Origin of the sequence: Saprospira grandis str. Lewin (genome assembly GCF_000250635.1) — a bacterium.
Taxonomy (GTDB): Bacteria; Bacteroidota; Bacteroidia; order Chitinophagales; family Saprospiraceae; genus Saprospira; species Saprospira grandis.
The window spans coordinates 2,455,608-2,479,559 of sequence record NC_016940.1; the positions used below are offsets into that span (position 1 = coordinate 2,455,608).

The following is a 23,952-nucleotide window of genomic DNA, read 5'->3' on the forward strand; positions in this document are numbered from 1 at the left end:
TTTCTGTTCCAGATATGCTATCTCAACAAAAATAATAAAGTTCTGCATAACTAGCTTTGAGAAACCCAAATTCTAAACTTTATTGCCGCTCTGGCCCCGCCAAGCGAAAGTATTTCCGATATATCGGTTTCCGATAGGCAAATTGTAACCAAAGCGAAGGATACAACAATAAATTTAAGCCCGAAGGAGCCTCATAATCAATCTCGTCTACAATCCAACTCCCCGAGTCCGCCGGCAGTACCCAATGCTTATGCCGCCACTTTTTTAAGAAAAAAGGCAGCTCTTCCCCCTCGGCCTCATCCACAAAGTAATATCCGCCCCGCTCTTCGCCATGATCCGTAATCCGCCCCCGCCAGTTTTGCTTAAATAACCCAAAGTTCAATTGCATTTCTACCCGATCTCCCGTTTCACTACCATCAAAACGCAGCAATTTTAAGCCAACTCCAGGCGGCTTGAGCTGAATAAATAGTTCTCGGTCAAAAGCCGCCATGACCGCTTTGGGAGCCTGCTCTACCTTCGTTTTTAATAAAATTTGCATCTCTTTTTTTTCTGCTTGATGAGTTGATTATTTTGGGGCCTCCCGCCTTCGGCGGGCGCTACGCTTTGGGGCTCGCAGGTCTGCTCGGCCCTTCGGCGGCTTTGCCGCCTCGGTCTGGCGCTTTGCGCCACCCCGCCGCATCGCTAGGCCTGCGGGCCTGACGGCCCTGCAAAACCTTTTATTGGACCATCATATCTATATTTATGTCTGCTTCTATTCCATTGTTTTTTCCAGAAATAGAAATCCTTTTAGCTTCCAAATCGCCCAGAAGACAACAACTGTTGCGAGATATGGGCCTGCGCTTTCAGCAAATTGCCCAAAATGTAGAAGAGGATTATCCCCCTACTCTCCCCCTAGCCGATATTGCCCTCTTTTTGGCCCAAAAAAAGGCCCGCTCGGTGTTGCACCTACTAAAGAAACCCGAACAGCTGCTCCTCTGTTCAGACACTACCGTCATTGATGCCAAAAATAGCTACGAAAAACCCCAATCTGCAGAAGAGGCCAAGGCCTTTTTAAGGGCCTTATCGGGCAAAACGCATGAGGTCCGTACCGCTGTTTGCCTTTGGGGCCAAGAAAAACGCTACGATATTGTGGGCAGCTCTAAAGTAGAATTTGCCGAACTGACCGACCAACAAATTGAGTATTACGTCAGCCATTTTCAACCCTTTGATAAGGCAGGCGGCTACGCCATCCAAGAATGGATCGGCCTCATTGGCATTAAGGGCATCCAAGGCAGTTATTTTAATATTGTGGGCCTGCCCAGCCAACAATTATTTGCCGCCCTTTGCGATTACCAAACTATTTTGGACCAAAAAAAATAGCGCTCCTACAGGCGGCGAAGCCGCCGCAAAGGCGCGCAGCGCCTCGGCTGAGGGATGGACAGCAGTGGCCGAAGGCCAGACCAAGGCGCTGTAAGCGCCGCAGGGCCGAGCGAATAGCGAGCTGCGAAACAGCCCGACCCGCCCGCAGGGCGGGGCAGCCCCAAATCCTTTAAAACAACAAAAAAAGCGACTCGCTCAGCAGCAAGTCGCTTTTTTTATAGCCTTTGAAAAAAAAGGCAAAAAAAACTGTAACCAAAACATAAGATAAGACTTATTGAAGTGAAATCTGTCGTTCCTCAATCATTCGGCGAATATTGATCAAAGCATAGCGCATGCGGCCCAAAGCCGTATTGATGCTTACTTTGGTGAGCTGAGCAATTTCTTTGAAAGAAAGCTCGGCATAATGGCGGAGGATAATGACCTCACGTTGTTCTTTGGGTAGGCAATCGACCAGTTGACGGACTTTATCGTAGGTTTGGCGCTTCATGATGCGAGTTTCTTGATTATCCTCATTGACTTTAAGGATGTCGAGGATATCAAAATCATCGCTAGCGGCCACAGTAGGCCGGCGCTTATTCTTGCGGAAATGATCGACACAAAGATTGTAAGAGATGCGCAAAGCCCATTGAAGAAATTTGCCTTCTTCATTGTAGCGGCCAGAGCGAAAAGTGTCGATAATTTTGATGAAAGTCTCTTGGAAAAGATCATTGGCTAGATCCTTATCTTTGACAAACATATAGATAGAAGTATAAATTCTAGCTTTATGCTTGTTCAATAGGTTTTCAAAAGACTTTTCGTCTCCTTGCATATAGCTACGGATAAGGTCCCGATCGTGAGCAGATTTACAGGTCATGGCAGTATTTTTTAGGTACAACAAGAGTATGCAGTCCTGGGACAGGCTGTTCTGGGCAGACTATGCCCATAAGGTAAGGAGTGAACAGATTAAGGAGTGGCCCAAGGCGCATGTTTAAGAACTAGGAAATTTGAACTAAAGGTGTAAATCTTTGTACGATAGGCAAAGCTTGTTTTTTCTTATTAGAGGAGAAGGTTATTTTTTTTGGAGTATTGGGGGCTAGGCGCAAATATAATTCATTATTTAGGGAATTGGCCTATGTCCAAGTTTGTTTTTTATCTTTGTGGGCCTAATAATTAGCTGTGGGACATTATTTTTTGCCGCAGCGAGGACCCATTTTTTAGTTTTCCTTAAGATTACGCACAATTGCCTGAAAGGTTGCAAGATGAGAGAAAAAAAATCAATTCGCATTAAGGGGGCCAATGCCAACAACCTTAAAAACGTAGATGTTCATATTCCCTATCATCAGCTAGTCGTGGTGACTGGTGTTTCGGGTTCGGGAAAATCATCCTTGACCATGGACACCCTCTATGCAGAAGGGCAGCGCCGCTATGTCGAGAGTTTATCTTCTTATGCTCGACAGTTTTTGATGCGGATGAAAAAGCCCGAAGTAGACCAAATTAGCGGCCTTTGTCCCGCTATTGCTATTGAGCAAAGAGTGGGCAATAAAAACGCCAGATCTACAGTAGGCACCCTAACCGAAGTCTATGATTATCTCCGAGTGCTCTTTGCTAGAGTAGGGCATACTTTCTCGCCAATTTCTGGCCAAGAAGTTAAGAAGCAATCCGTAACCGATGTGATTGATTTTTTACATCAGCTAGAAAATGGCCAAAAGGTCCTTTTACTCGCTCCTGTTTTGCTCCAAGGCCGAAGCCTAGAACAAAGCCTAGATCTACTCCTCCAAAAAGGCTATACTCGCTTGCAATGGGAGGGCAAAACACGTAAAATACAAGAACTTTTAGAAGCAGAACTGCCCAAAACGGAGGCTGTTCCTTATCTTCTGATTGATCGATTTGTGATAAACAAAGACGATGCCGAAAACAATAAACGAATTGCGGATTCCGTTGACTCTGCCTTTCAGGAGGGCCTTGGCCGCTGCTTTATTGATTGCCTAGATGGCCAGTTGCATAGCTTTAGTACTCGCTTTGAACTAGACGGCCAAAGCTTTGAAGAACCCAGCCCCCAACTCTTTAATTTTAATAGCTCTTTGGGCGCCTGTCCCGCCTGCGAAGGCTATGGCAAAGCCCTAGGCATTGATGAGGAAAAAGTAATTCCCAATAAACAAAAGTCTATTTTTGAGGATGCCGTGGCCTGCTGGCGTGGAGATAAGGCCAGCCGCTGGCTCAAAAAATTACTCAAAGTAGCCGATAAGTTCGATTTCCCCGTTCACCGCCCCTATCGAGAACTCAATGCCCAACAACTTAAGGACCTCTGGGAGGGAAATAAGCATTTTGCTGGTATCAATGGCTTTTTTGAGGACCTCGAAAGCCATTCCTATAAAATCCAAAACCGAGTGATGCTGGCCCGCTACCGAGGGAAAACAGTTTGCCCCGCCTGTAACGGAACTCGCCTACGCCCCGAAGCCCTCTATATAAAAATCAATGGTTATCATATCGGAGAATTGGTCCAAATGCCCATCGATCAGTTGGTCAAGGTTCTGGATGCGCTGGAGCTAAGCCCACAGGAGGCCGAAATCGCCGACCGCCTGCTGGAAGAAATCAAAAGCCGCCTAAATATTATGCTAGAGGTCGGCCTGAGCTATCTTAGCCTCGATCGACTTTCGGCTAGCCTCTCTGGCGGAGAAATTCAACGTATTCACCTTACCCGAACCCTAGGTAGCAACCTAACGAGCTCGCTCTATGTCCTCGATGAACCCAGTATTGGGCTGCACCCCAGAGATACGGACCGCCTGATTAAGGTCTTGCGCAAGTTGCGCGATTTGGGCAATACCGTGGTGGTGGTCGAACATGAAGAGGATATTATCGCCCAGGCCGACTATCTCATTGATGTAGGCCCTTTTGCTGGCGTACATGGCGGAGAAATCGTTTTTGCTGGCCCTTATCCCGAAATTCATAGCACTGCCGCCGATAGCCTTACCGCTAAGTATATGAGCGGCCGCATGAGCATTCCCCTGCCCGATAATCGCCGAAAACCGCATAGTTTTATCCGCCTAGAAGGTGCGGCAGAACATAATCTCAAGAATATTGATGTCAATTTTCCCCTGCATAGCTTTTCGGTGGTAACAGGCGTGAGCGGTAGCGGAAAAACAACTCTGGTCAAGGGCATTTTATATCCTGCGCTTTTGCGAGCCCTGGGCGAAGACAGTAAGAAAAAACCTGGCGCCTTTAAGGCCCTAACCGGAGATTATGAGCAAATTGGCCAAATCGAAATGGTCAATCAATCGCCAATTGGCCGCTCTTCTCGCTCCAATCCCGTCACTTATGTCAAGGCCTATGATGCCATCCGTAAGCTCTTTGCCAAACAGCATACGGCCAAAATGCAAAATTTTAAGCCCAAGCATTTCTCCTTTAATGTAGAGGCGGGCCGCTGCGAAAGCTGCAAAGGCGAAGGCGAAACAGTCGTGTCTATGCAGTTCCTCGCCGATGTGCGCCTGATCTGTGAAGATTGCAATGGCCAACGTTTCCAAAAAGAGGTGCTAGCCGTAAAGTATAATGATAAGTCGATCTATGATGTTTTGGAAATGACGGTAGAGGAGGCGCTGCTCTTTTTTGAGGACCAAAAAGATATTGTCCGTAAGCTACAACCCCTAGCCGATGTCGGTCTGGGCTATATCCGCCTCGGCCAATCCTCTAGTACGCTCTCTGGCGGAGAGGCCCAAAGGGTAAAACTGGCCGCTTTTTTAGGCAAGGACGAAGGCCGAACCCCACATATCCTCTTCATTTTTGATGAACCCACCACGGGCCTGCATTTTCACGATATCAAAAAATTACTAGATGCCTTTAATGCCCTAGTAGAGGCTGGCCATAGCGTGATTGTGATCGAGCACAATATGGAGGTCATCAAATCTGCCGATTATATTATTGACCTTGGCTTAGAAGGCGGCAAAAATGGCGGCCAACTCCTCTTCCAAGGAAGCCCAGAGGAAATGCTCAAAATCAAAGGCTCTTATACAGCCGATTTCCTCCGAACAAAGCTCAAAGAAGTAATGAAGTCTTAAATTAAGATGCTGTTTTGGGGCTGCCCCAGCCTTCGGCTGGGTCGGGCCATTGCGCAGCTCGCAGCTCTGCTCGGCCCTGCAGCGCTTTCAGCGCTTTGGTCTGCCGCCTGCGGCGGCCCTGCTACAGCCCCTCAGCCTGCGGGCGCTTTGCGCCCTGCTAAACGCAAAAGTAAAAGCCCCCTTTTCCAAATCGGAAAAGGGGGCTTTTGCTTGGGGAGCAAGGCCTACCAGCCCTCTCCATCAGAATTATCGTTCTGATCAAATTCCCATTCGCCATCATCTTCATAACGACGGCTGTATTCTTCGTAGTCGTAGTCTGGCAACAACTCCGTTTTAACATGATCAACTACATCGTTTAAGCTTTCGACAAAACGATTGAAGTCCTCTTTGTACAAGAAAATCTTGTGTCTAGAGTAACTGTCGTCCTCAAAACGGCGCGTACTCTCCGTAATGGTCACATAATAATCATTCCCTCTGGTCTGCCGTACATCAAAGAAGTACGTTCGGCGTTTGCCCGCTTTTACTTTGCGCGAGAAAACACTCTCGAAGCGCCGGTCTTTTTTGTCAAATCCCACGTCCTACAAATTTTGGTTGCGTAAAAAGAAAATCTTGCGAACAAATGTAATTTTTTTATCCCAAAAAAAAGAAAGCCAGCTTTAGCATTCTTGCCCTTTTTGCGATTAACAGGCGGCGAAGCCGCCGCACGCCTCGGCTGAGGGATGGATAGGGTGGCCGAAGGCCAGACCAAAGCCGCCGCAGGCGGCTGCAGGGCCGAGCAGACTTGCGAGCCCGGCACAGCCCGACCCAGCCGATCATTCATGAGGGTTTTAACCCTCATTTTGTATAAGCTCGCAAAGCGATACCGCTTTGCGCTGGGTTTTAACCCGGCGGAAGGGGCAGCCCCAAAAAAATATCCTAACCTCTCAACTGATCCAATAAATCACTGAGCTGTCCTGCCTCTTCTTCCTCCAAATGACTCATGCAGTCCGCCATCTGGGCCTCTAGTTGGGCAGAAGCCTCCGCCAAGACCTTTAAGCCCTCCTCCTCAATGTAAATGTCTACCCGCCGACGATCCTGCCTGCAGGATTTACGCAAAACCAAACCCTTGCGCTGCAATTTCTCCACCAAACGAGAAGCATTAGAGGTCTTGTCAATCATGCGCTCTGTCAATAACTTGACCGTGGCCGGCTTGCCCCGCATCCCCCGTAAAATCCGCAAAATGTTAAATTGCTGCACCGATAAACCATAGGGCTTCAAAACATCGGTCTGTAGCTTACTGAGCCAAGAGGCCGTAAACAAAATATTGACTCCTACCTTCTGATACATATCTTTAAATGGACGCTGTTGATTGATCTCTTCCTCTATTTTCATCTTGCTTTAAGTTGTTAATTATTAGACAATTTTAAGCCTAAAAAGTTGCTAAACTGTCTAACTGGCTTTTATCTATTTTGATCCCTAAAAAGGCTTCTATCTCGTCTAGCTTTTCATAAATAGGCGTGGCCCGCCCCGCCTCAATTAAACGCAAACTCTCTAAGGATATCCCCAAACCCTCTGCCAGTTCCTCCTGGCTCCAAGCCCGCCGCTGCCGCTCCAATCGAATCTGCTCTCCCAAGTCGTTGGGCCAATCCATCTTTGGCGCAGGCTCCGATATACAAGCAACAAAAAGAAGGCAAAACCCAAAAGTAATTGGATATAAATTGTTTTTTATCGAAAAATATCCAAACATATGCGTTTATTTTTTGCCAAAAATACTAATTTTAAGGCCTAATTGTTTGAAACATAAGTATTTAAAACTTTTTGTTGCTCCTTTGGCCACTATTCTATTAATTGCAACTTTATGTTGCTAGTTGGCTAGGCGCAAACGAATTCTATAGCTATATGACTGACTTCAGTAAAAATATCGTCAACCAACGCTTCGGCCTTATCTATGATGAGCTGACCAAAAGTAATAAAATTAAAGGAAAATCAGATCTCGCCGATAAACTGGAGACCTATAATCATGTGATCAATAATGTCCTTAAAGGAGATCGCAGCCTAACCGTTAAGCAAATCAATCTGCTGGTCGAGCATTTCGATATTAACGCCAATTTTGTCTTCGGCTGTAGCGAGCAACTCTATAATAGCGATAGCGACGAAATCCCTACTCACTCTCTAGCCGAAAAGATTATCCAGGGCCGTAATAATATTACCCTAGTGCCCGATAAGGCCTCGGCAGGTTATGCCCTCGCAGTAGATAGTAAGGAGTACCTAGAGCAGTTCAAACGCTTTTCGGTCCCCGGCCTAGAAGGCCCCCTGCTGGCCTTCGAAATTAGCGGAGATAGTATGCTCCCACATATTACTAATGGCGATCTCGTGATCTGCGAAGCCCTAGAACGCAACCAAATGCCCCGAGATAATGGGGTCTATGTGGTAGTTACCGATACAGTAGTCACTAAACGCATCCGCCGAATTAAAGACAGCGATAGCAACCAAGTGGTGGGCCTCGAATTGCTCTCCGATAATGAGGTCTATCGCCCTTATCAAGTCGATCTAGAGGAGATTCGCCAAATCCTAAAGGTAAAGGCCCGCCTAACCGCTCACGGCCTAGCTTAATCTTCTGCTAGTTTTTCTTATCTTTCAAGGACCTAAGGTAATTTCACCTTAGGTCCTTTTTTATACTTACTGAACTATGCAAACCTATAACTTTCATTGGAAGAATGCCCAAGGCAAAAAGATCTTTGGCCAAGGCTGGCTTCCCAATACGCAAGCCCCCAAAGGGGTGGTTCTTTTGGTCCACGGATTGGGCGAACATATTGGCCGATATGCCCATCTCGCTCACTTTTTTACGCAAAGAGGCTGGGCCCTGCTGGCTTCCGACCGCATCGGGCATGGCCAATCTGAAGGCCAACGCGGCCACACGCCTAAATATGAGGACCTCTTTAAGGAGATCGATCAACTGCTGGCCGAAAGCCAACGCAAGTTTAATAGCTTGCCCACTTTTCTCTATGGCCACTCTATGGGCGGCAATCTGGTCCTCAATTATATGATCCAAAACCCTAAGGTGCCTATTCAGTGCGTAATCGCTACCTCCTCGGCGCTCCGCCTAGCTTTCGAGCCCCCCGCCATCCAACTCTTTCTAGGCAAACTGATGCGCAAGATTTATCCCGCTTTCTCGCAGGGAAATGGCCTAGAACTAGAAGCCCTCTGCCAAGACCCCAAGATCATCCAAGCCTATCAAAATGATCCGCTGGTGCATACCAAAATCTCCGCAGAAACTGCCATCGGCATGATCGAATGGGGGCAAAAAGCCCTAGCAACCGCCCCCCAACTGAAAAAGCCCGCCTTGCTGCTCCATGGTAGCGCCGACCGTATCTGCTCGCCCCTCGGGAGCCGCCAATTTGCCGAGGCCAATCCCATTGCCCAACTCAAACTTTGGGAGGCAGGCTATCATGAGTTGCACAATGAAGCTTTTCAAGATGAACTTTTTGCTTATATTTGGCAGTGGATGCAGGCCCAACTGTAGTTGCCGCCCCCTCCAAATTATATAGCACTACCTAATAAAAATAGAATAACTATGAATGTTCGCGAATTCCTAATGGATCTCCCCTCTAAGATTAGCCCCGAAGCTATTGAGGGAAAAGAAAGTTTGTTCCACTTCCTCATCTCTGGAGAAGAAGGAGGCAATTTTACTGCCCGTATTAAAGACGGTAAGGCAGAGGTGATCGAAGGTCTAGAAGATGAGCCCAAATGCGTGATCAAAACTTCTGATAGCGTATTTAGCAAGATCCTTTCTGGTAAACAAAATCCCCAAATGGCGGTCTTTACTGGCAAACTCAAGATTAGCAACCTCAGCGAAATGATGAAGTTTGCTAAGGTGCTTGGCCTTATGTAGCCGATTGTCCATGCTCTGGACCCAAAGCCAGTATGCTTTTTTAGCGTACTGGCTTTTTCTATTTTTTCCCCTGCTGCTTTTCTTTTTGTTTGGGGTTTGGGGCCCGCGGCCAGCTAGGCAAAGCCTAGCTTGGCCGCCGCTATGCTGCGGGGCTCACAGGGCTGTTCGGCCCTGCAGCCGCCTGCGGCGGCTTTGGTCTGGCCTTCGGCCACCCCTCCGCAGCGCTGGGCCGCTCAACGGCCTTTTTTTCTCTGGGCTTGCTGCTTCGGCCCCCAATTTTAGAATGAAAAAAGGCTCCGCTTCATATTTTAGCGCCTAAGCGCTTATCGATCAATGCTAGTAGGGGCGTACCCGAAAAAAGCAATAGGACCATTTAGATGCCCCCACGGCTAAATGTAAGGATCCAGATGGCTGTGGGGAATCCCCACGGCTAAATGTAAGGATCCAGATGGCTGTGGGGAATCCCCACGGCTAAATGTAAGGATCCAGATGGCTGTGGGGAATCCCCACAGCTAAATGTAAGGATCCAGATGGCTGTGGGGAATCCCCACAGTTAAATGTAAGGATCCAGACGGCTGTGGGGAATCCCCACAGCTAAATGTAAGGATCCAGATGGCTGTGGGGAATCCCCCAGCTCAAATGTAACGATCCAGATGGCTAGGGGGAATCCCCCAGCTTAAATGTAACGATCCAGATGGCTAGGGGGAATCCCCCAGCTCAAATGTAACGATCCAGATGGCTAGGGGGAATCCCCCAGCTTAAATGTAACGATCCAGATGGCTAGGGGGAATCCCCCAGCTTAAATGTAACGATCCAGATGGCTAGGGGGAATCCCCCAGCTCAAATGTAACGATCCAGATGGCTAGGGGGAATCCCCCAGCTTAAATGTAACGATCCAGATGGCTAGGGGGAATCCCCCAGCTCAAATGTAAGGATCCAGATGGCTAGGGGGAATCCCCCAGCTCAAATGTAACGATCCAGATGGCCAGGGGGAATCTCCTTCAGCCAAAGCAAAAGGGCCTGCTCATTCATTATTATTCATTGATTTATCAATAAGAGAGACAAAATTTTAAAGAGCGGCCCTTTGAGTTAGACTGACTTTAGTAGAAAGTTGTATTTTTAGGCAGTACAGCCCTAAGCAGGGCGTTTTGGTCCAGAAGGGCGCGAAGCGCCCGCGGCTGAGGGATGGAAAGCAGTGGCCCGAAGGGCCAGACCTAGCAAAAAAGCGCTTTGCGCTTTTTTGCGCAGGGCCGAGCAGACTTGCGAGCTGCGACACAGCCCGACCCGCCCGCAGGGCGGGGCAGCCCCAAAAGAAAACATCAAAAAACATCCTTTTCCTTGAACATTGCCATATTTATCGCCCGTCGATTAGGGTTGGGGGCAGGCCCCTCTTTTTCAAAGACCATTATGCGCATCGCCATTTTGGCCATTGCCCTCTCGGTGACCGTCATGATTTTGGCCACTGCCATCGTGCGAGGCTTCAAAACGAGTATTTCAGAAAAAGTCTTTGGCTTTTGGGGGCACATTCATATTACGAGCAGCAGCTCGCCCTCTAGCTATGCCTTTGAGGCCCAACCGATGAACAAAGACCAAATCTATTATCCCGATTTGGGGCAGCGGGGACCTATATATTATATAGAGCAGGCTAGCAATTGGCGGGGGGAGATCCAAGAAGAAGAACGGCAAACCCAAGGGGGGCTGCGACATATACAGGCCTTTGCCCAAAAAGAAGGCATCATTAAAACCGAGCAGCAAATTGAGGGAATCATTTTGCGTGGGGTGGGGGAGGACTACGACTGGAGCTTTCTGAAAAATTACCTCTTAGAAGGAGAATTGCTAGACCCTAAAAGCGAGGAAAACGCCAATCAGATTCTTATTTCGGAGGTGACCGCTAGGCGGCTTAGCCTCAAAGTTGGCGATGATTTTCGGATTTACTTTGTACAAAATGGAAGTTCTCAGGCGCGCAAATATAAAATCAAAGGGATATTTAAGACAGGTTTAGAGGAATACGACCGTCGTTTTGCCTTGGTTGATCTGCGTCAAATTCAGAAGCTCAACAACTGGCGGCCCTACCGAAACTACGGGCCAGATTTGGAGCTACATGAAGAAAACCTCTACCTCAAAGGCGTGACCAATGCTAGCTTTGCAGAAAGCCGAACCGCCATTCAGAACTACCTCAAAGCGGGGCAGATTCCAGATTTTTCAGACAGCAGTAGCCAGCTTGTAATTGTCTCCTCGGTTTTGGCGGGAGCCAGAGGCTGGTCCCTAGGCGATACCATTGGCCTAAAATACCTTGACTTTGGCGAGCAGAAATACGTCTATCGCTTTATCATTGGGGCCATTTATCAGGCTCCGGCCAATTTGCGTTGGGAGAAAACGATTTTTGTCCCTTGGCAGGCCCTACAAGGCCCCAACTATTTGCTGAGCGAGCAGGTTTCTGGCTTTGAGGTCTTTGTTGAAAACATAGACGATCTCGATGCTTTTGGGGAGTATATCAACTACAACACCCTTATGGGCAAAGATCAGTTTGCCAATACCATCAAGGAAGTAGAGCCCAATATTTTTGATTGGCTCAATTTGACCGATATGAACGAGCGCATTATTATTTTGCTCATGATTTTGGTTTCTATCATCAATATGACCACCTCTTTGATGATCCTTATTTTGGAGCGCACCAACATGATTGGTTTGCTCAAGGCTATGGGGGCCAGCAACTGGAGCATTCGGCAACTCTTCTTGTACAAGGCCAGCCAAATTATTATCTATGGCTTATTTTGGGGCAACCTCTTGGGCATTGGTCTTTGCTACCTGCAGCAAAGCTTTGGCCTAATTCGCTTGCCCGAAGACCTTTATTATGTATCGGTGGCTCCGGTCCAATTAGAATTTTGGCCTATTTTTTTGCTCAATTTAGGGACCTTGTTGCTTACCTTATTGGTCTTGATTATTCCCTCTTGGTTGGTGGCGACTATTGCCCCCCTCAAGGCCATCCGCTTTAAATAGCGCCCAAAAACAGACAACCTATGCGAAAACTACTGCTGCTTTTTCTGGCTTTTTTGGCCAGTATCTTTTTCCTCCTTCTATTATTTAATACCCTAAGCTGGCGGTCTATGCAGCCAGCCCCGCCCGCTCCCGAAAAGGCCGCCTTTTCGCTAAAAAAGGCTGCCAAACGTTTGAGCTTGGCCATCAAGCGGCCTTCGCCCAAGCAGCAGCAACTGGACAGCCTAAGCTGGGAGGCTTTTTTACGCCGCTATTATCCTAGTTTGCTTAAGCACCCCAATACCGAGCTCATTGTTTTGGGCGAAAACCTTACAATTTTGCATTGGAAGGGCCGAGACCTGCGGCTATTGCCCTTTTTGGCGGTCAGTTATATACAGTTTAAAGAGCCCGAGCTAGATAACTTGCCGGCTTGGACCCATGGCCCTTACTCTGGGGAGCAACAAGATGCTTTTATTTGGGGATTGGGCAGTCAAAGAGGCATGGCCAACGCCATAGCTTATTTAGAGGTCTTTCAGCAGAAGCTAGCCGAAAACAGCTGGCCCGAACGCAGCTTTTACTTGCTTATGGGCCCAAAAGATCGGGCTTCTGCCCAGCGAGCGGCCCGCTACTTCAAGCGCAAAGGGCTTCGTTTTGAGCTGGCTTTAGGTCCAGAATCTGATATTTATACAGAAAACGAAATGGGCATTGGGGCTCCTATTGCGGCCTTGGCCATTGGAGAAGTACAAACCCTAGAAACCAAGATTTGGCAGGCCGATGAAAGTCAATTGAAGGCCGCTTTACATTACCTAGAGGGGCAAACTTATGACTGGAGCCAGGAGCAGGCCGCTTATCAGGCCATTTATCCCTATTTGGGGCCAGAGTTGCCTTTTGTCAAGCGTTTCCTTTGGGCCAATCGCTTCTATTTGGGCGATTGGAGCAGCAGTAGTTTGGGCCAAGGCCCCATATTATCGGCCTGGAAGAATGAGGTCGCCATTAAGGAGGAAGAAGCGGGTTATTTGCGCCTGCAACAGCCCTTGGCCCCGCATTATCAGGCTAGCGACTTTAGTGAACTTGGGCAATATGTCGATTCAGTTAAGCATAGGAGTTGGGGCGATAGCACGCTCAGCCTTACGCAAGGTTTTGCCTATGAGTTACTACAGACGCATGTCCGCCAAATTTTTCCCAAGACCTTAGTCTTGCCCACTGTTCTGCCCAAAACAAGCTGCTATCGGGCTAATTTACAGCCTTTTTGCGAGCAATATTATCATTTTTCGCCTTGGCGCTTTGATGCGGCAGAGCGTTTGCGCTTGTCTAAGCAAGAAGATGAGCGTTTGGGCCTAGACAACTTCATGCGGGGCCTTCAGTTCTACGAACAACTACTCGAAAGGCTGTTGTTTTAATAGGGATTTGGGGCCCGCGCCCAGCTAGGCAAAGCCTAGCTGGGCCGCCGCTATGCTGCGGGGCTCGCAGGTCTGCTCGGCCCTGCGGCGGCTTTGCCGCCTTGGTCTGGCGCTATGCGCCCCCCCTCCGCAGCGCTGGGCCGAGGGCCTTGGCTAGGCCTTAGGCCTTCATTTCTCTTTCGGCCTTTTCGGTCAGGGCCTGCCAATCTACCTGAGAGCAGTCGCTACAGCCGCCGGCACAGCCAGGCGCCTTCTGTTTGGGCCAAAAATGCCAAACTAAATAGGCTAGGGCCAAAAGGCCAATGGCCCAAACGATATAATCTTGTATTCCCATACACTAAATTTTTTATAGAACCCTTAAAAAAAGAGAGGGGGTTGTAAAATCCTGTCTATCCTCTTAACTTAAAGGGCGCAAAACCGTTTAAGGTAGACGCTAAAACTGCTATTTTATGTTGAAATCCCTATTGAGTTTGCTCTTTCTGGCCCTTCCTTTTTGGGGGCTATGGGCCCAAGATGCCCCCCAAGACTTTATCATTACTATTAGCTATGATACCCTCTACGGCAAAGTTGTGGGCGGCTTTACCCCAGGCAAAAGCTCGGTAATGGTCAAATTTAAAGAAGCCGAAACGGGCGAAACTAAAGTCTATAAGGCCAAAGATATTAAATCTTGGCATGCTGCAGGGGCTCCCTACTACTTTGAGTCTAAGGTCTATCATCCTAAGGGGCGGCATAAGCTGGATATGGGCTATGCCGTCTTTATGCGTCGGCTCAATCCGGGCAAGGTCAAAGTAAAGCTCTATGAATATTATAATACTGAGGGCTCTATTGGCTACACCCAAACCTATTTAGAGCGCAAAGGGGAAATGGAAGAAGTGGTTTTTCGCCGTTTTCGCAAACAACTGGCCGCCTATTTGGCCGATCAGCCAGAAATTGTGGCCAAAATTCAGCAAAAGGAATACAAAAAGCGAGATCTTGAGCGCCTCATTGCCGATTATAATCAAGCGGCTAAATAGTAGGCCCGAAGGGCCGTCGGCCACAACAAGCCCTTCAGGGCGCAGTTCGACGACCATCGGGAGTAACCGCCCGCAGCTTGCTGCGGGAGGCCCCAAGAGATACAAAAGTATCTACTTGCCTAGCTTCACTTAAAATATAGAACACTGTGAATATTGTTTTTCAATATCCGACCTACTTTATCCTTTTTTGTTTGCTCACGGCTGCAGCTTATGCTGCGGCCTTGTACCTCAAAGACCGTCGTTTTGGCGAGGCGACTCGCTGGCTCAATCCGCTCTTGATGGGGCTGCGGTTTTTGGCCGTTTTCATCATCTGCTTATTGCTCTTAGAGCCCGTCATGCGAAACCGAGTTGTGGAGCAAAAGAAACCCATTGTGGTATTGGCCCAAGATCAGTCTAGCTCTTTGGTCGATGAGGTAGATTCGGCGAAATATGCCGCTCAAATCCGTGCCTTGCAAGAAAAACTGGGCGCCGATTATGAGCTGGAGACCTACGCCTTTGGGCAGGAGGTGCGGCCGGGTATTGATTTTAAATTTACGGACCCTAGTAGTAACCTATCGGCCCTGATGCAGGAGCTTTCTGCCCTTTATGGCAATCAGGATTTGGCCACGGTTATTCTCGCTTCGGATGGAATTTACAACCAAGGCAACAACCCCATTTATGCTGCGGGCCAACTCAATACGCCCATCTATACTATTGCTTTGGGCGATAGTTTGCCTAAAAAAGACCTTTATATCAAGGAGGTCTATAATAACCAAATTGCCTATTTGGGCGATAAATTTAGTGTGCAACTAGATGTGGCGGCCAATAACTGTGCGGGCCAACTAAGTCGCCTAGAATTGCGGCAGGGCCAAAGGGTCTTGTATCAAGAGAATATTAACATTAAGGAGAAAGACTTTTTCCAGACCATTGAGTTTGAGCTGCCTGCCGACAAAGTGGGCCTACAAAGCTATGAGCTGAGTTTGAGTCCGGTAGAAGGGGAGTATAGCAAAAGCAACAACCGCAAGAAAATTTATATCGAAGTCCTAGATGCTCGTCAAAAGATCTTATTATTGGCCCATTCGCCCCATCCCGATTTGGGGGTCTTTCGTCGGGTGGTAGAAGGCAATAAAAACTATGAGATAGAGCTGGCTTATCCCAAGGATTTCAAGGGGCGGCTCAAGGATTATGATTTGGTCCTTTTGCATCAGTTGCCCTCTGCGGTTTACCCCATTACGGCCCAGCTCAATGCCCTAAAAAAAGACAAGATTCCCCATGCTTTTGTAGTGGGGGCACAAACCGATCTGGCCGCTTATAATCAGGCCCAGAACCTACTCAGTATCCGCGCTTTGGGCAATGGAGATGCCAATGAGGTAACGCCTATTGCAGCGCCCAACTTTAGGGCCTTTACCCTCAATGAGAAATGGGCCGATATTGGGGCGCAACTGCCGCCTATGCAGGCCCCCTTTGGCGAATTTACCGCCCGTGGCGATGCCGATATTTTGTTCAAGCAACGAGTGGGCAGTGTCAGCACCGATTATCCGCTCTTGCTCGTTGGCGAAGAGGGCAATCTGCGGCAGGGCGTTTTGGCCGCCGAAGGCCTCTGGAAGTGGCGCATCTTTGATTATGTGCAGCACAAAAACTTTGATCTCTTTGATGAGCTGATTAGTCAAACGATTCAGTATCTCAGCGTCAAGGCCGATAAGCGTCGTTTTCGGGCCATGGCTACCCAAAGCGTTTATGGCGAAAATGAGCGCATCCGCTTTGCCGCCGAGCTTTATAATAGCAGCTATGAGCGGGTCAATGAACCCGATGCCTTTCTAAATATTTATGATGAGGAGGGCAAGGAATTTAACTTCACCTTGGCCAAAAATGAGAAGCAGGCCTATGCCCTAGATGCGGGTATTTTTCCCGAGGGGAACTACCGCTTCAAGGCCAAGACTAGCTACAATGGCGAGTCCTTCACGGCCGAGGGGCAATTTAGTGTGCAGGCCTTGCAGCTAGAGCGCTTCGAGACCCAGGCCCGGCATGACTTGCTTTATGCCATGAGTGAACAAACGGGCGGCAAGCTCTATTTTAGCGATCAGTTGGACCAACTTGCGGCAGAAATTGACCAAAAGGGCCTAGCCAAACCCGTCCTATTTGATAGCCTAAAAACGCAGGGCCTCATCCACCTCAAATGGATCTTTTTCTTGATCCTCGGCCTCTTGAGCCTCGAGTGGTTCTTGCGTCGCTATTACGGAAGTTATTAAATGATAATTTGGGGCTGCCCCGCCCTGCGGGCGGGTCGGGCCATTGCGCAGCTCGCAGGTCTGCTCGGCCCTGCAGCCCTTCGGGCTTTGGTCTGCCGCCTTCGGCGGCCCTGCTACAGCCCCTCAGCCAGATTTAATTGCGCTGCTTTGGCCATAGTTTGTTATGAATTTTTGGCTAGGCCAGCTATTTTTTAAGGGCATAGCCTTCGCTATGGTCGAGAAAAATAGGGCCGACTAGCCGAAAATTGCTGCAAACTATAAAAGTGAGTGTGATTAAGTCTGGCTATTGCCTGCGGCCCTATTGGGCCTGTAGGACGCAGAAAAAGAAGTATGTCAGCAATAGATAAACTCTTACAGCTATTTAGTAGTCCTTTGCCCAGCAACTGGGAATTGGGCCTACAATTGGCGCAGGCCAATGCTATATCCTTGGAGCCCTTGGCCCAGGGAATTAAGCAGTTATTGGCCTTAGGCGAGAGCCGTCCCAACCTACAGCAATGGGAGGGAGCTAGTTTTGAGCAACTGTTGCCAGCTTGTCGGCAAATATATGCCATGAGTATAGAAGAAGAGGAGTTGCTAGCATTGCCTGCGGTCATTGCCATTTTTCAGCGTTTGGGGATTTTGGAGTTGCATGCTTTGGGTTTGCAAACTTTGCCCGAAAGTCTGGGCCAGCTTCAAGCCTTGCGCAGTTTGGGCCTAAAAAACAATCAGTTGCAGCAGCTGCCCCAAAGCATGGGAGAGCTCAAGAAGTTGAAAACCCTCTTATTGCCCAACAATCAATTGCGGGAGCTACCAGAAAGCATGCGTTATATGTCTGCTCTACAAACCCTAGACCTAGCGGAAAACCCCTATCTCCTAGAACTACCCACTTGGCTGGCTGAGCTCCCCAATTTAAAAACCTTGGCCCTAGACCCCAGCGTCTTTGCCTACCAACTACCGGCTAATTTGACCCATTTGCCGGCTAGGGTAGGGCTGCGTTGGGGGCGTTTGAGCTCTAAATTTGAGTTTTAGAGGAATAAGCAAATATAAATCGCTATATTTGAAACAAAATGTTTTACCTATTAAAGGAAGCAGGATAAACCATGTTGAATACAATACTGAATGCGCTATTGGTAGAAACTCAAAAAAGTAAAGATCCTCAGCGCTTTTTTGACTTAGCTGTTTTAACTCACCAATTATATGAAGCAAAAGAGGTAAGTTCTACAGCGCTTTATACTCAGATAAAAGAGTTTAGTTTTAATAAGTTAGAAAAGATAGAGGCCTTACTGGAAGAAAAAGCATTGCAGTATAAGCTATTTACGCCGAATAATTTAGATGTTCCATTTCCGCCAGCACAACCTGCTAAGTTCAAGTTTATAGACTTATTTGCAGGAATCGGGGGCTTTCGTTTAGCACTTCAATCCTTGGGGGGGGAGTGTGTCTTTTCTAGTGAGTGGGACAAGCAGGCCCAAAAGACCTATTATACCAATTTTGGGGAGTATCCTTTTGGAGATATTACGAAGGAGAGCGTAAAATCTCAAATACCAGATGATTTTGATATTCTTTGTGCTGGATTTCCCTGCCAGGCTTTTTCCATTGCAGGTAAGCGTGGAGGTTTTGAAGACACTCGAGGAACCTTATTTTTTGATGTAGCAGAAATCATCCGTCGTAAAAAGCCTAAGGCTATTTTCCTGGAGAATGTAAAGGGGTTGAGAAATCATGATAAGGGAAAGACCTTAAGCACTATTTTACATGTCTTGAGAGAAGATTTAGGTTATTCTGTTCCAGATCCTCAGGTTGTAAATGCAAGAGATTTTGGTGTGCCTCAAAATAGAGAGCGAATTTTTATTGTGGGTTTTAGAGAAGACATAGCCAATGAAGTAGCATTTGAATATCCTAAAGCATTAAATGAAGAGGTTACTTTTTCTGATATTAAAGAGGAGGAAGAGGTTTCGGTAAAGTACTATCTGTCAGAAACTTATTTGGATACTTTAAGAAAACACAAGGAACGACATGCTCAAAAAGGCAATGGGTTTGGCTATCAAATTATTGCAGATGATGAGATTGCGAATGCTGTTGTTTGTGGTGGGATGGGAAGAGAACGCAACTTGGTACTTGATCATAGATTGACAAATTTTACTCCTGTTACCAATATTAAAGGAGAGGTGAATCGTGAAGGGATCAGAAAAATGACCCCAAGAGAATGGGCTAGACTGCAAGGGTTTCCAGATAACTATATTATTCCAGTTTCAGATGCAGCAGCATATAAGCAGTTTGGAAATTCTGTAGCCGTACCCGCAATAAAAGCTACTGCAGAAAAAATTGTAATGGAGCTAGAGCCATTCTTTCAAAAAGACTAAGGGCGCAAGGGGATGAAGAAGGGAAATAAAGGAGAGTGGAGTGAAATCTATACTTTACTCAAGCTAATTTCAGATGGTGTTTTGCCTCAAGGAGATGCACATCTAGTAGCAACAGACTTTGAGTATATTGTTGAAGCCGTCTATCGATCCGAGAAAGATGGGCTTAAGGAATATCATATTAACTCAGATCAAAAATCTGTTTTGCTTATAGACGGAGAGGAGCAAGTTGAGATCCCTTTAGAGGAGTTTGAGGCTATAAAGACCGTTGTACTAGATGGCATTCGTCAGGCTCCAAAAGGAACATTTCTTATTGAAGAGGCTATTCCTTTTTTATCTACAATTCATTGCTTGAGTTTAAAGGCTAAATCGTCTTCAAAAAAAGATATTGAAGTACTTATCTATGATTATAGGGTTGCACGTTCTTCGAAATTAGGGTTTAGCATTAAATCGCAGTTGGGAAATCCGTCAACTTTACTTAATGCAAGTAAAGCAACAAATTTTCAGTTCTGGCTGCCTCAAGAAGTAAATGCTGAGTCAATCAATAAGATTAGTACTTCTTCTAAGATAAAAAAGAGGATAGAGGCCATTTATGAAGAGGTTGGGCAACTTGTATTTACAACCATTCAAAACCAGACATTTGCTAATAACCTCTGTTTAATTGATAGTGCACTACCTCAAATTATAGCAGCATTATTACTCATTTATTATAGTGGAAGGGCTAAGAGCAGCAAGATTACAGATCTAGTAGAACAGCTTAGAATAGAAAATCCACTGGGTTTTCCAGAGATAGAAGGGCAGCATTTCTATGAGTATAAGATCAAGCGATTTTTAACTGATGTCGCACTAGGAATGACGCCCAATACAGTTTGGGATGGTCGTTTTGATGCTGGAGGAGGATATATTGTTGTTCGTAATGATGGAGAATTAGTTTGTTACCATATCTATGATCGCAATCAGTTTGAAGATTATCTTTTTCATAATACAAAGTTAGATACGCCTAGTAGTAGTCGTCATGGTTTTGGCCTTATTTATAGAGAAGGGGGAGAAAACTATTTTAATCTCAATATACAGATACGCTTTAGCAACTAACCCCCAAACATAAAAAAAGCCCCCAGTTTTGCATTTGCAAAACTGGGGGCTAGCTTTTGGGGCCAGACCTAGGCTAGAATAGGCCCGAAGGGCCGTCGGCCACAACAAGCCCTTTAGGGCGCAGTTCGACGACCAAAGGGAGTAACCGATGTGTAGCAGTGGCCGAAGGCCAGACCTAGGCGGCAAAGCCGCCGCAGGGCCGAGCGAAAAGCGAGCTGCGAAACGTAGCGCCGCAAGGCGAAGCCGCAGCGGAGGCCCCAAAACAGCTTAATAACCAAATACCTGATCTACAGAGAGCTCTTTATAATCGCCCAAAGATTTGAGATAGTCGGTATCCATGCGGCTCTTATCGCCAAGGACCAAAACCGTGTATTTGCGGTCTTTGATCTTGTTTTCATGAAATTTATTGAAGGCCTCTACACCGCCTTTGCCCTCTACATTGAGGCCAGAGAAGAACTCATAGCGGTCTTTGCGGAGATCTTGGGCGTAGCCGCGCTTTTTGTTGCTGCGGTAGGTCCAATAAACATCAGAGCCCTTGAGGCGGTCCGCTTCTAGCTTTTTGAGGATGGCCCCAATCGCATTGTTGAGCTGATCCTCTACCAGAGGAACTTCCTCGATAATGCCTTTCATGGCCGGAATTGCCTGCTTGATCTTATCTGATTGAGTACCTACAAAGGCACGGAAATAATGCGAATCATCGGCACGAACGGGTGAGCTGTTGAAGGCATAGGCAGAATAAGCCAAAGCGCGCTTTTCACGGATTTCTTGGAAAACAATAGAAGACAAACCTGCGCCAAAGTACTCATTGTAGAGCTGCGACATGATGTTTTCTTCTAGATTGAAGCCTTCGGTCCCCTTAGACACCATCATGATTTCGGCCTGAGGCATGCCCGCAAAAGGAACGAAAATTACCTGGTCCTTTTCGGTGGCTAGCTCCTTATAATCGGGACGTTTGGGACAAGGAAGCAACTGGTCGGCAATTTTGTGCTCCATTTCCAAAACCTTGGCAATATCTGCCTGCTCTTGGCTACCATAATAAAATACCGAATGCTCGTATTGGGTCAAGCTCTTGATTTTGGCCACCAATTGCTCGGCAGTCAAGGCATCCATTTCCTCAAAGCTCAAGATATCTCTAAAGGGCGATTTTTCGCCATAGCGAGCATAGTTAAACATGGCATTGTTGAGGATCTGACGCTTGTCCTTTTTGGCATCTAGGCGGTCCTTTTTGATTTGGGCCACTAGATTCTTGAGCGCTTCCTCATTGGGTTGAGCATTGGCCAAAATGTGCTCAAAGAGCGCTACCCCTTCTTGGAAAGAGCGATCTAGACCGCGAAGGGTCACATAGCTAACATCTCCACTGGTGTATACATCGAAGCTGAGACCCAACTTGAAGAACTCTTGTTGCAGTTGCTCTGGGCTGTACTTATCGGTGCCCAAGAAGGGAAGATAACGAACGGCAATAGGCAAGACCTTATCATTTTGTGAGCCCATTTCAAGGATATAATAGAGGCTAAAGGTCTCGTTGGTCTTGTTCTGTACATAGTCAAAAGGAATCTTCCCTTTGAGTTGGCTCTGTTGAATAGCTTCTTTGAAATCGACAAACTGAGGGCTGAGGTTTTGGCTAGGCATTTCCTCAAAAGCTTGGCGGAAAGTAGAAAGCGTATCTTTAGCGGGCTCTACGGCGGTAATGCTGGGCTTGTCTACCTTAGCAATATTGTTGTCTTTGCCTTCTCTTTTGAAGACCACTACCCCATTATCTTCGCCCATATAGGTTTTGGCAAAGTCGGTAATTTGCTGCTTGCTAAATTTGCGCATGCGAGCAAACTTTTTGCTTACTTTGGCCCAATCCTGATTGCTAATAAAGGCATCGAGCATTTGGCCAGCACGGCCACGGTTGCTTTCCAATGACTTTTGGTAACGATATTCCATATCATTGATTACCGCTTCAATCATCCAGTCTTCAAATTCGCCAGCTTTGAGCTTGCGAACCTGTTCCAAGACCAACTCCTTAGCTTCTTCTAGGCTTTGGCCAGGTTTGGGGTAGGCATAAATACCCAAGAAAGAATAATCGTTGGCGGTCCAGCAAAAGGCCATACTATTGCTTCCTACGGCTTGTTTTTGGACCAAGTTAAGGTCAATCAAACCGGCTTTGCCATTCGACAAAATGCCCATGGCAATATCTGCGATTAAGGCCTCATCTGTACCTGCGCCAGGAGCCACCCAACCCATATCGAGAACAGCGGCTTCTTGGCCAATTACTTCTTTGACAACCATTTCTTTGCGCTCGGGCAATGGCTTTTTCTCAAATTGGGGAACCTCTTTGCTTTCATAGCCCCCAAAGTACTTTTCAATCAGTTCTACGGTTTGGTCGGGATCAAAGTCTCCAGCCAAAACGATGGCCATATTGTTAGGCACATAGTAGGTGTTAAAGAACTCATGGATCTTAACCATAGAGGGACGCTTGAGGTGCTCGCTGGTTCCAATGGTCGTTTGTGTGCCATAAGGGTGGTTGGGGAGTAGGCCCGACATAAAGGCCTGAAAAACCTTGCGGCCATCATTGCTCTGCCCAATATTAAACTCTTCATAAACGGCTTCTAGCTCGGTATGAAAGAGACGAAGAACCAATTCGCCAAAGCGCTCTGACTCTACTTTCATCCAACGCTCTAGTTCGTTAGATGGAATATCATTCACATAAACGGTTTGGTCCAAAGAGGTGTAGGCATTGGTCCCTTTGGCCCCCAATTGCGAAATCATTTTGTCATACTCATTGGCGGCAACCAATTTGGCGGCCTCAAAAGAGATGCTATCAATCTTTTTATAGATGGTTTTGCGGGCTTCTGGATCGGCCTTGAAATGCTCTTCATAAAGGGCCGAAATTTGGTCCAACATGGGTTTTTCTTTCTCCCAATCTAAGGCTCCAATTTTAGAGCTGCCCTTAAAGAGCATATGCTCTAGGTAGTGGGCCAAACCGGTTGCATCGGCGGGGTCATTCTTAGAACCTGCACGAGTGGCAATATAAGTTTGGATACGTGGCTCGTCTTTATTGACGCTCATATAGACCTTCAGGCCATTTTTGAGGGTATAGATTTTGGTCCCCAAAGGGTCATTCTCTACCGTTTCGTATTGATACTTTGTCATTTCTTTTTCTTCTGTCTTTTTTTCGGATGGACTACAACTCCAACTCAGACAACATAAACTGAGTAGGCAGCTAAAGATGCTAATTTTTGAGGACATAGGCTAGTCTAATTCTATGGGTAAAATAATAGTATTCACTTTTCTACTAGCTAAAGATACAAATATCTCTAAGGCTCTTTAGGTCCTTGTTCTTTTATTAGATCAATTACAGATTTTATTGGATGAGAAGGGGCCTCCCGCCTTCGGCGGGCGCTACGCTTTGGGGCTCGCAGGTCTGCTCGGCCCTTCGCTTTTTCGCTTTGCTCAAAAGCTCGGTCTGGCCTGCGGCCACCCCGCCGCATCGCTAGGCCGTTTGGCCTTCGGCCATTACTGCGGGTTGAAACCCGCAGCCAGATTAGACCCGAATTAGCTAGCTTTTAGCGATCCCATGGCTTGCAGCTTAAAAGCCGCAAGACCTGAAAATCGGATGGCTGCGGCCTTTCTCCAATGGAGCAGGGGCTTTTAAGCCGCTGCG

Annotated in this window: 19 protein-coding genes; 12 read left to right on the plus strand and 7 right to left on the minus strand. The window is 47.2% G+C overall.

Going from position 1 to position 23,952, the window contains the following annotated elements:
- Positions 1-79: 79 nt before the first annotated feature.
- Entirely contained in the window at positions 80-538 is a 459-nt protein-coding gene (locus SGRA_RS10965) for an SRPBCC family protein (RefSeq protein WP_015692750.1), read from the minus strand.
- Positions 539-741: 203 nt separating this feature from the next.
- Here SGRA_RS10965 and SGRA_RS10970 point away from each other — a divergent pair, with 203 nt between their 5' ends.
- Positions 742-1,359, plus strand: a complete 618-nt coding sequence (locus tag SGRA_RS10970; RefSeq protein ID WP_015692751.1) for a Maf family protein — start codon at positions 742-744, stop codon at positions 1,357-1,359.
- A gap of 271 nt (positions 1,360-1,630) precedes the next feature.
- Here SGRA_RS10970 and SGRA_RS10975 read toward each other — a convergent pair whose 3' ends face one another.
- Positions 1,631-2,212, minus strand: coding sequence for a sigma-70 family RNA polymerase sigma factor (locus SGRA_RS10975; RefSeq protein WP_002658221.1), 582 nt, complete (start codon positions 2,210-2,212; stop codon positions 1,631-1,633).
- A gap of 385 nt (positions 2,213-2,597) precedes the next feature.
- Between SGRA_RS10975 and uvrA the strand changes: the two genes are divergently transcribed.
- Positions 2,598-5,390, plus strand: coding sequence for an excinuclease ABC subunit UvrA (gene uvrA, locus SGRA_RS10980; protein WP_015692752.1), 2,793 nt, complete (start codon positions 2,598-2,600; stop codon positions 5,388-5,390).
- A gap of 224 nt (positions 5,391-5,614) precedes the next feature.
- Here the strand turns inward: uvrA and SGRA_RS20560 are convergent, their stop codons facing one another.
- The 3 genes from SGRA_RS20560 to SGRA_RS11000 form a co-directional block, all read right to left on the minus strand.
- On the minus strand, positions 5,615-5,965 hold the full coding sequence (locus SGRA_RS20560; RefSeq protein ID WP_071823169.1) for a DUF3276 family protein: 351 nt from the start codon (positions 5,963-5,965) through the stop codon (positions 5,615-5,617).
- Positions 5,966-6,305: 340 nt separating this feature from the next.
- The gene (locus tag SGRA_RS10995) at positions 6,306-6,761 is read right to left on the minus strand and encodes a MarR family winged helix-turn-helix transcriptional regulator (protein WP_015692756.1); all 456 of its coding nucleotides are present in this window, start codon (positions 6,759-6,761) and stop codon (positions 6,306-6,308) included.
- 37 nt (positions 6,762-6,798) lie between these two features.
- Entirely contained in the window at positions 6,799-7,116 is a 318-nt protein-coding gene (locus SGRA_RS11000) for a helix-turn-helix domain-containing protein (protein ID WP_015692757.1), read from the minus strand.
- A gap of 152 nt (positions 7,117-7,268) precedes the next feature.
- On the opposite strand from SGRA_RS11000, the gene SGRA_RS11005 reads away from it, so the two are divergent.
- From SGRA_RS11005 to SGRA_RS11030, 5 genes are all read left to right on the plus strand, one after another.
- Complete coding sequence (locus SGRA_RS11005) at positions 7,269-7,982, plus strand: S24 family peptidase (RefSeq protein ID WP_002658211.1); 714 nt, start codon at positions 7,269-7,271, stop codon at positions 7,980-7,982.
- Positions 7,983-8,058: 76 nt separating this feature from the next.
- The gene (locus tag SGRA_RS11010) at positions 8,059-8,892 is read left to right on the plus strand and encodes an alpha/beta hydrolase (RefSeq protein WP_015692759.1); all 834 of its coding nucleotides are present in this window, start codon (positions 8,059-8,061) and stop codon (positions 8,890-8,892) included.
- A gap of 51 nt (positions 8,893-8,943) precedes the next feature.
- On the plus strand, positions 8,944-9,261 hold the full coding sequence (locus SGRA_RS11015) for an SCP2 sterol-binding domain-containing protein (protein ID WP_015692760.1): 318 nt from the start codon (positions 8,944-8,946) through the stop codon (positions 9,259-9,261).
- 1,338 nt (positions 9,262-10,599) lie between these two features.
- Positions 10,600-12,261, plus strand: coding sequence for an ABC transporter permease (locus tag SGRA_RS11025; protein ID WP_041329629.1), 1,662 nt, complete (start codon positions 10,600-10,602; stop codon positions 12,259-12,261).
- A gap of 20 nt (positions 12,262-12,281) precedes the next feature.
- Positions 12,282-13,637 (plus strand): zinc-binding metallopeptidase family protein, encoded by a 1,356-nt coding sequence (locus tag SGRA_RS11030; RefSeq protein ID WP_015692763.1) that lies wholly within the window; start codon positions 12,282-12,284, stop codon positions 13,635-13,637.
- 160 nt (positions 13,638-13,797) lie between these two features.
- Here the strand turns inward: SGRA_RS11030 and SGRA_RS20565 are convergent, their stop codons facing one another.
- Positions 13,798-13,971 carry a FeoB-associated Cys-rich membrane protein gene (locus tag SGRA_RS20565; RefSeq protein WP_015692764.1) on the minus strand — a complete coding sequence of 58 codons (174 nt, stop codon included), beginning with the start codon at positions 13,969-13,971 and terminating at the stop codon, positions 13,798-13,800.
- 115 nt (positions 13,972-14,086) lie between these two features.
- Between SGRA_RS20565 and SGRA_RS11035 the strand changes: the two genes are divergently transcribed.
- From SGRA_RS11035 to SGRA_RS11060, 5 genes are all read left to right on the plus strand, one after another.
- Positions 14,087-14,650, plus strand: a complete 564-nt coding sequence (locus SGRA_RS11035) for a hypothetical protein (RefSeq protein WP_015692765.1) — start codon at positions 14,087-14,089, stop codon at positions 14,648-14,650.
- 146 nt (positions 14,651-14,796) lie between these two features.
- The gene (locus SGRA_RS11040; protein WP_015692766.1) at positions 14,797-16,878 is read left to right on the plus strand and encodes a hypothetical protein; all 2,082 of its coding nucleotides are present in this window, start codon (positions 14,797-14,799) and stop codon (positions 16,876-16,878) included.
- Positions 16,879-17,208: 330 nt separating this feature from the next.
- Positions 17,209-17,886 carry a leucine-rich repeat domain-containing protein gene (locus SGRA_RS11050; protein ID WP_015692768.1) on the plus strand — a complete coding sequence of 226 codons (678 nt, stop codon included), beginning with the start codon at positions 17,209-17,211 and terminating at the stop codon, positions 17,884-17,886.
- Between the two features lie 71 nt (positions 17,887-17,957).
- Positions 17,958-19,214 (plus strand): DNA cytosine methyltransferase, encoded by a 1,257-nt coding sequence (locus SGRA_RS11055; RefSeq protein WP_015692769.1) that lies wholly within the window; start codon positions 17,958-17,960, stop codon positions 19,212-19,214.
- 12 nt (positions 19,215-19,226) lie between these two features.
- On the plus strand, positions 19,227-20,303 hold the full coding sequence (locus SGRA_RS11060) for an HpaII family restriction endonuclease (RefSeq protein WP_015692770.1): 1,077 nt from the start codon (positions 19,227-19,229) through the stop codon (positions 20,301-20,303).
- Between the two features lie 267 nt (positions 20,304-20,570).
- Here SGRA_RS11060 and SGRA_RS11065 read toward each other — a convergent pair whose 3' ends face one another.
- A complete protein-coding gene (locus SGRA_RS11065) occupies positions 20,571-23,537 on the minus strand; it encodes a M16 family metallopeptidase (RefSeq protein ID WP_041329630.1) in 2,967 nt (988 codons plus the stop codon).
- Positions 23,538-23,952: the final 415 nt, after the last annotated feature.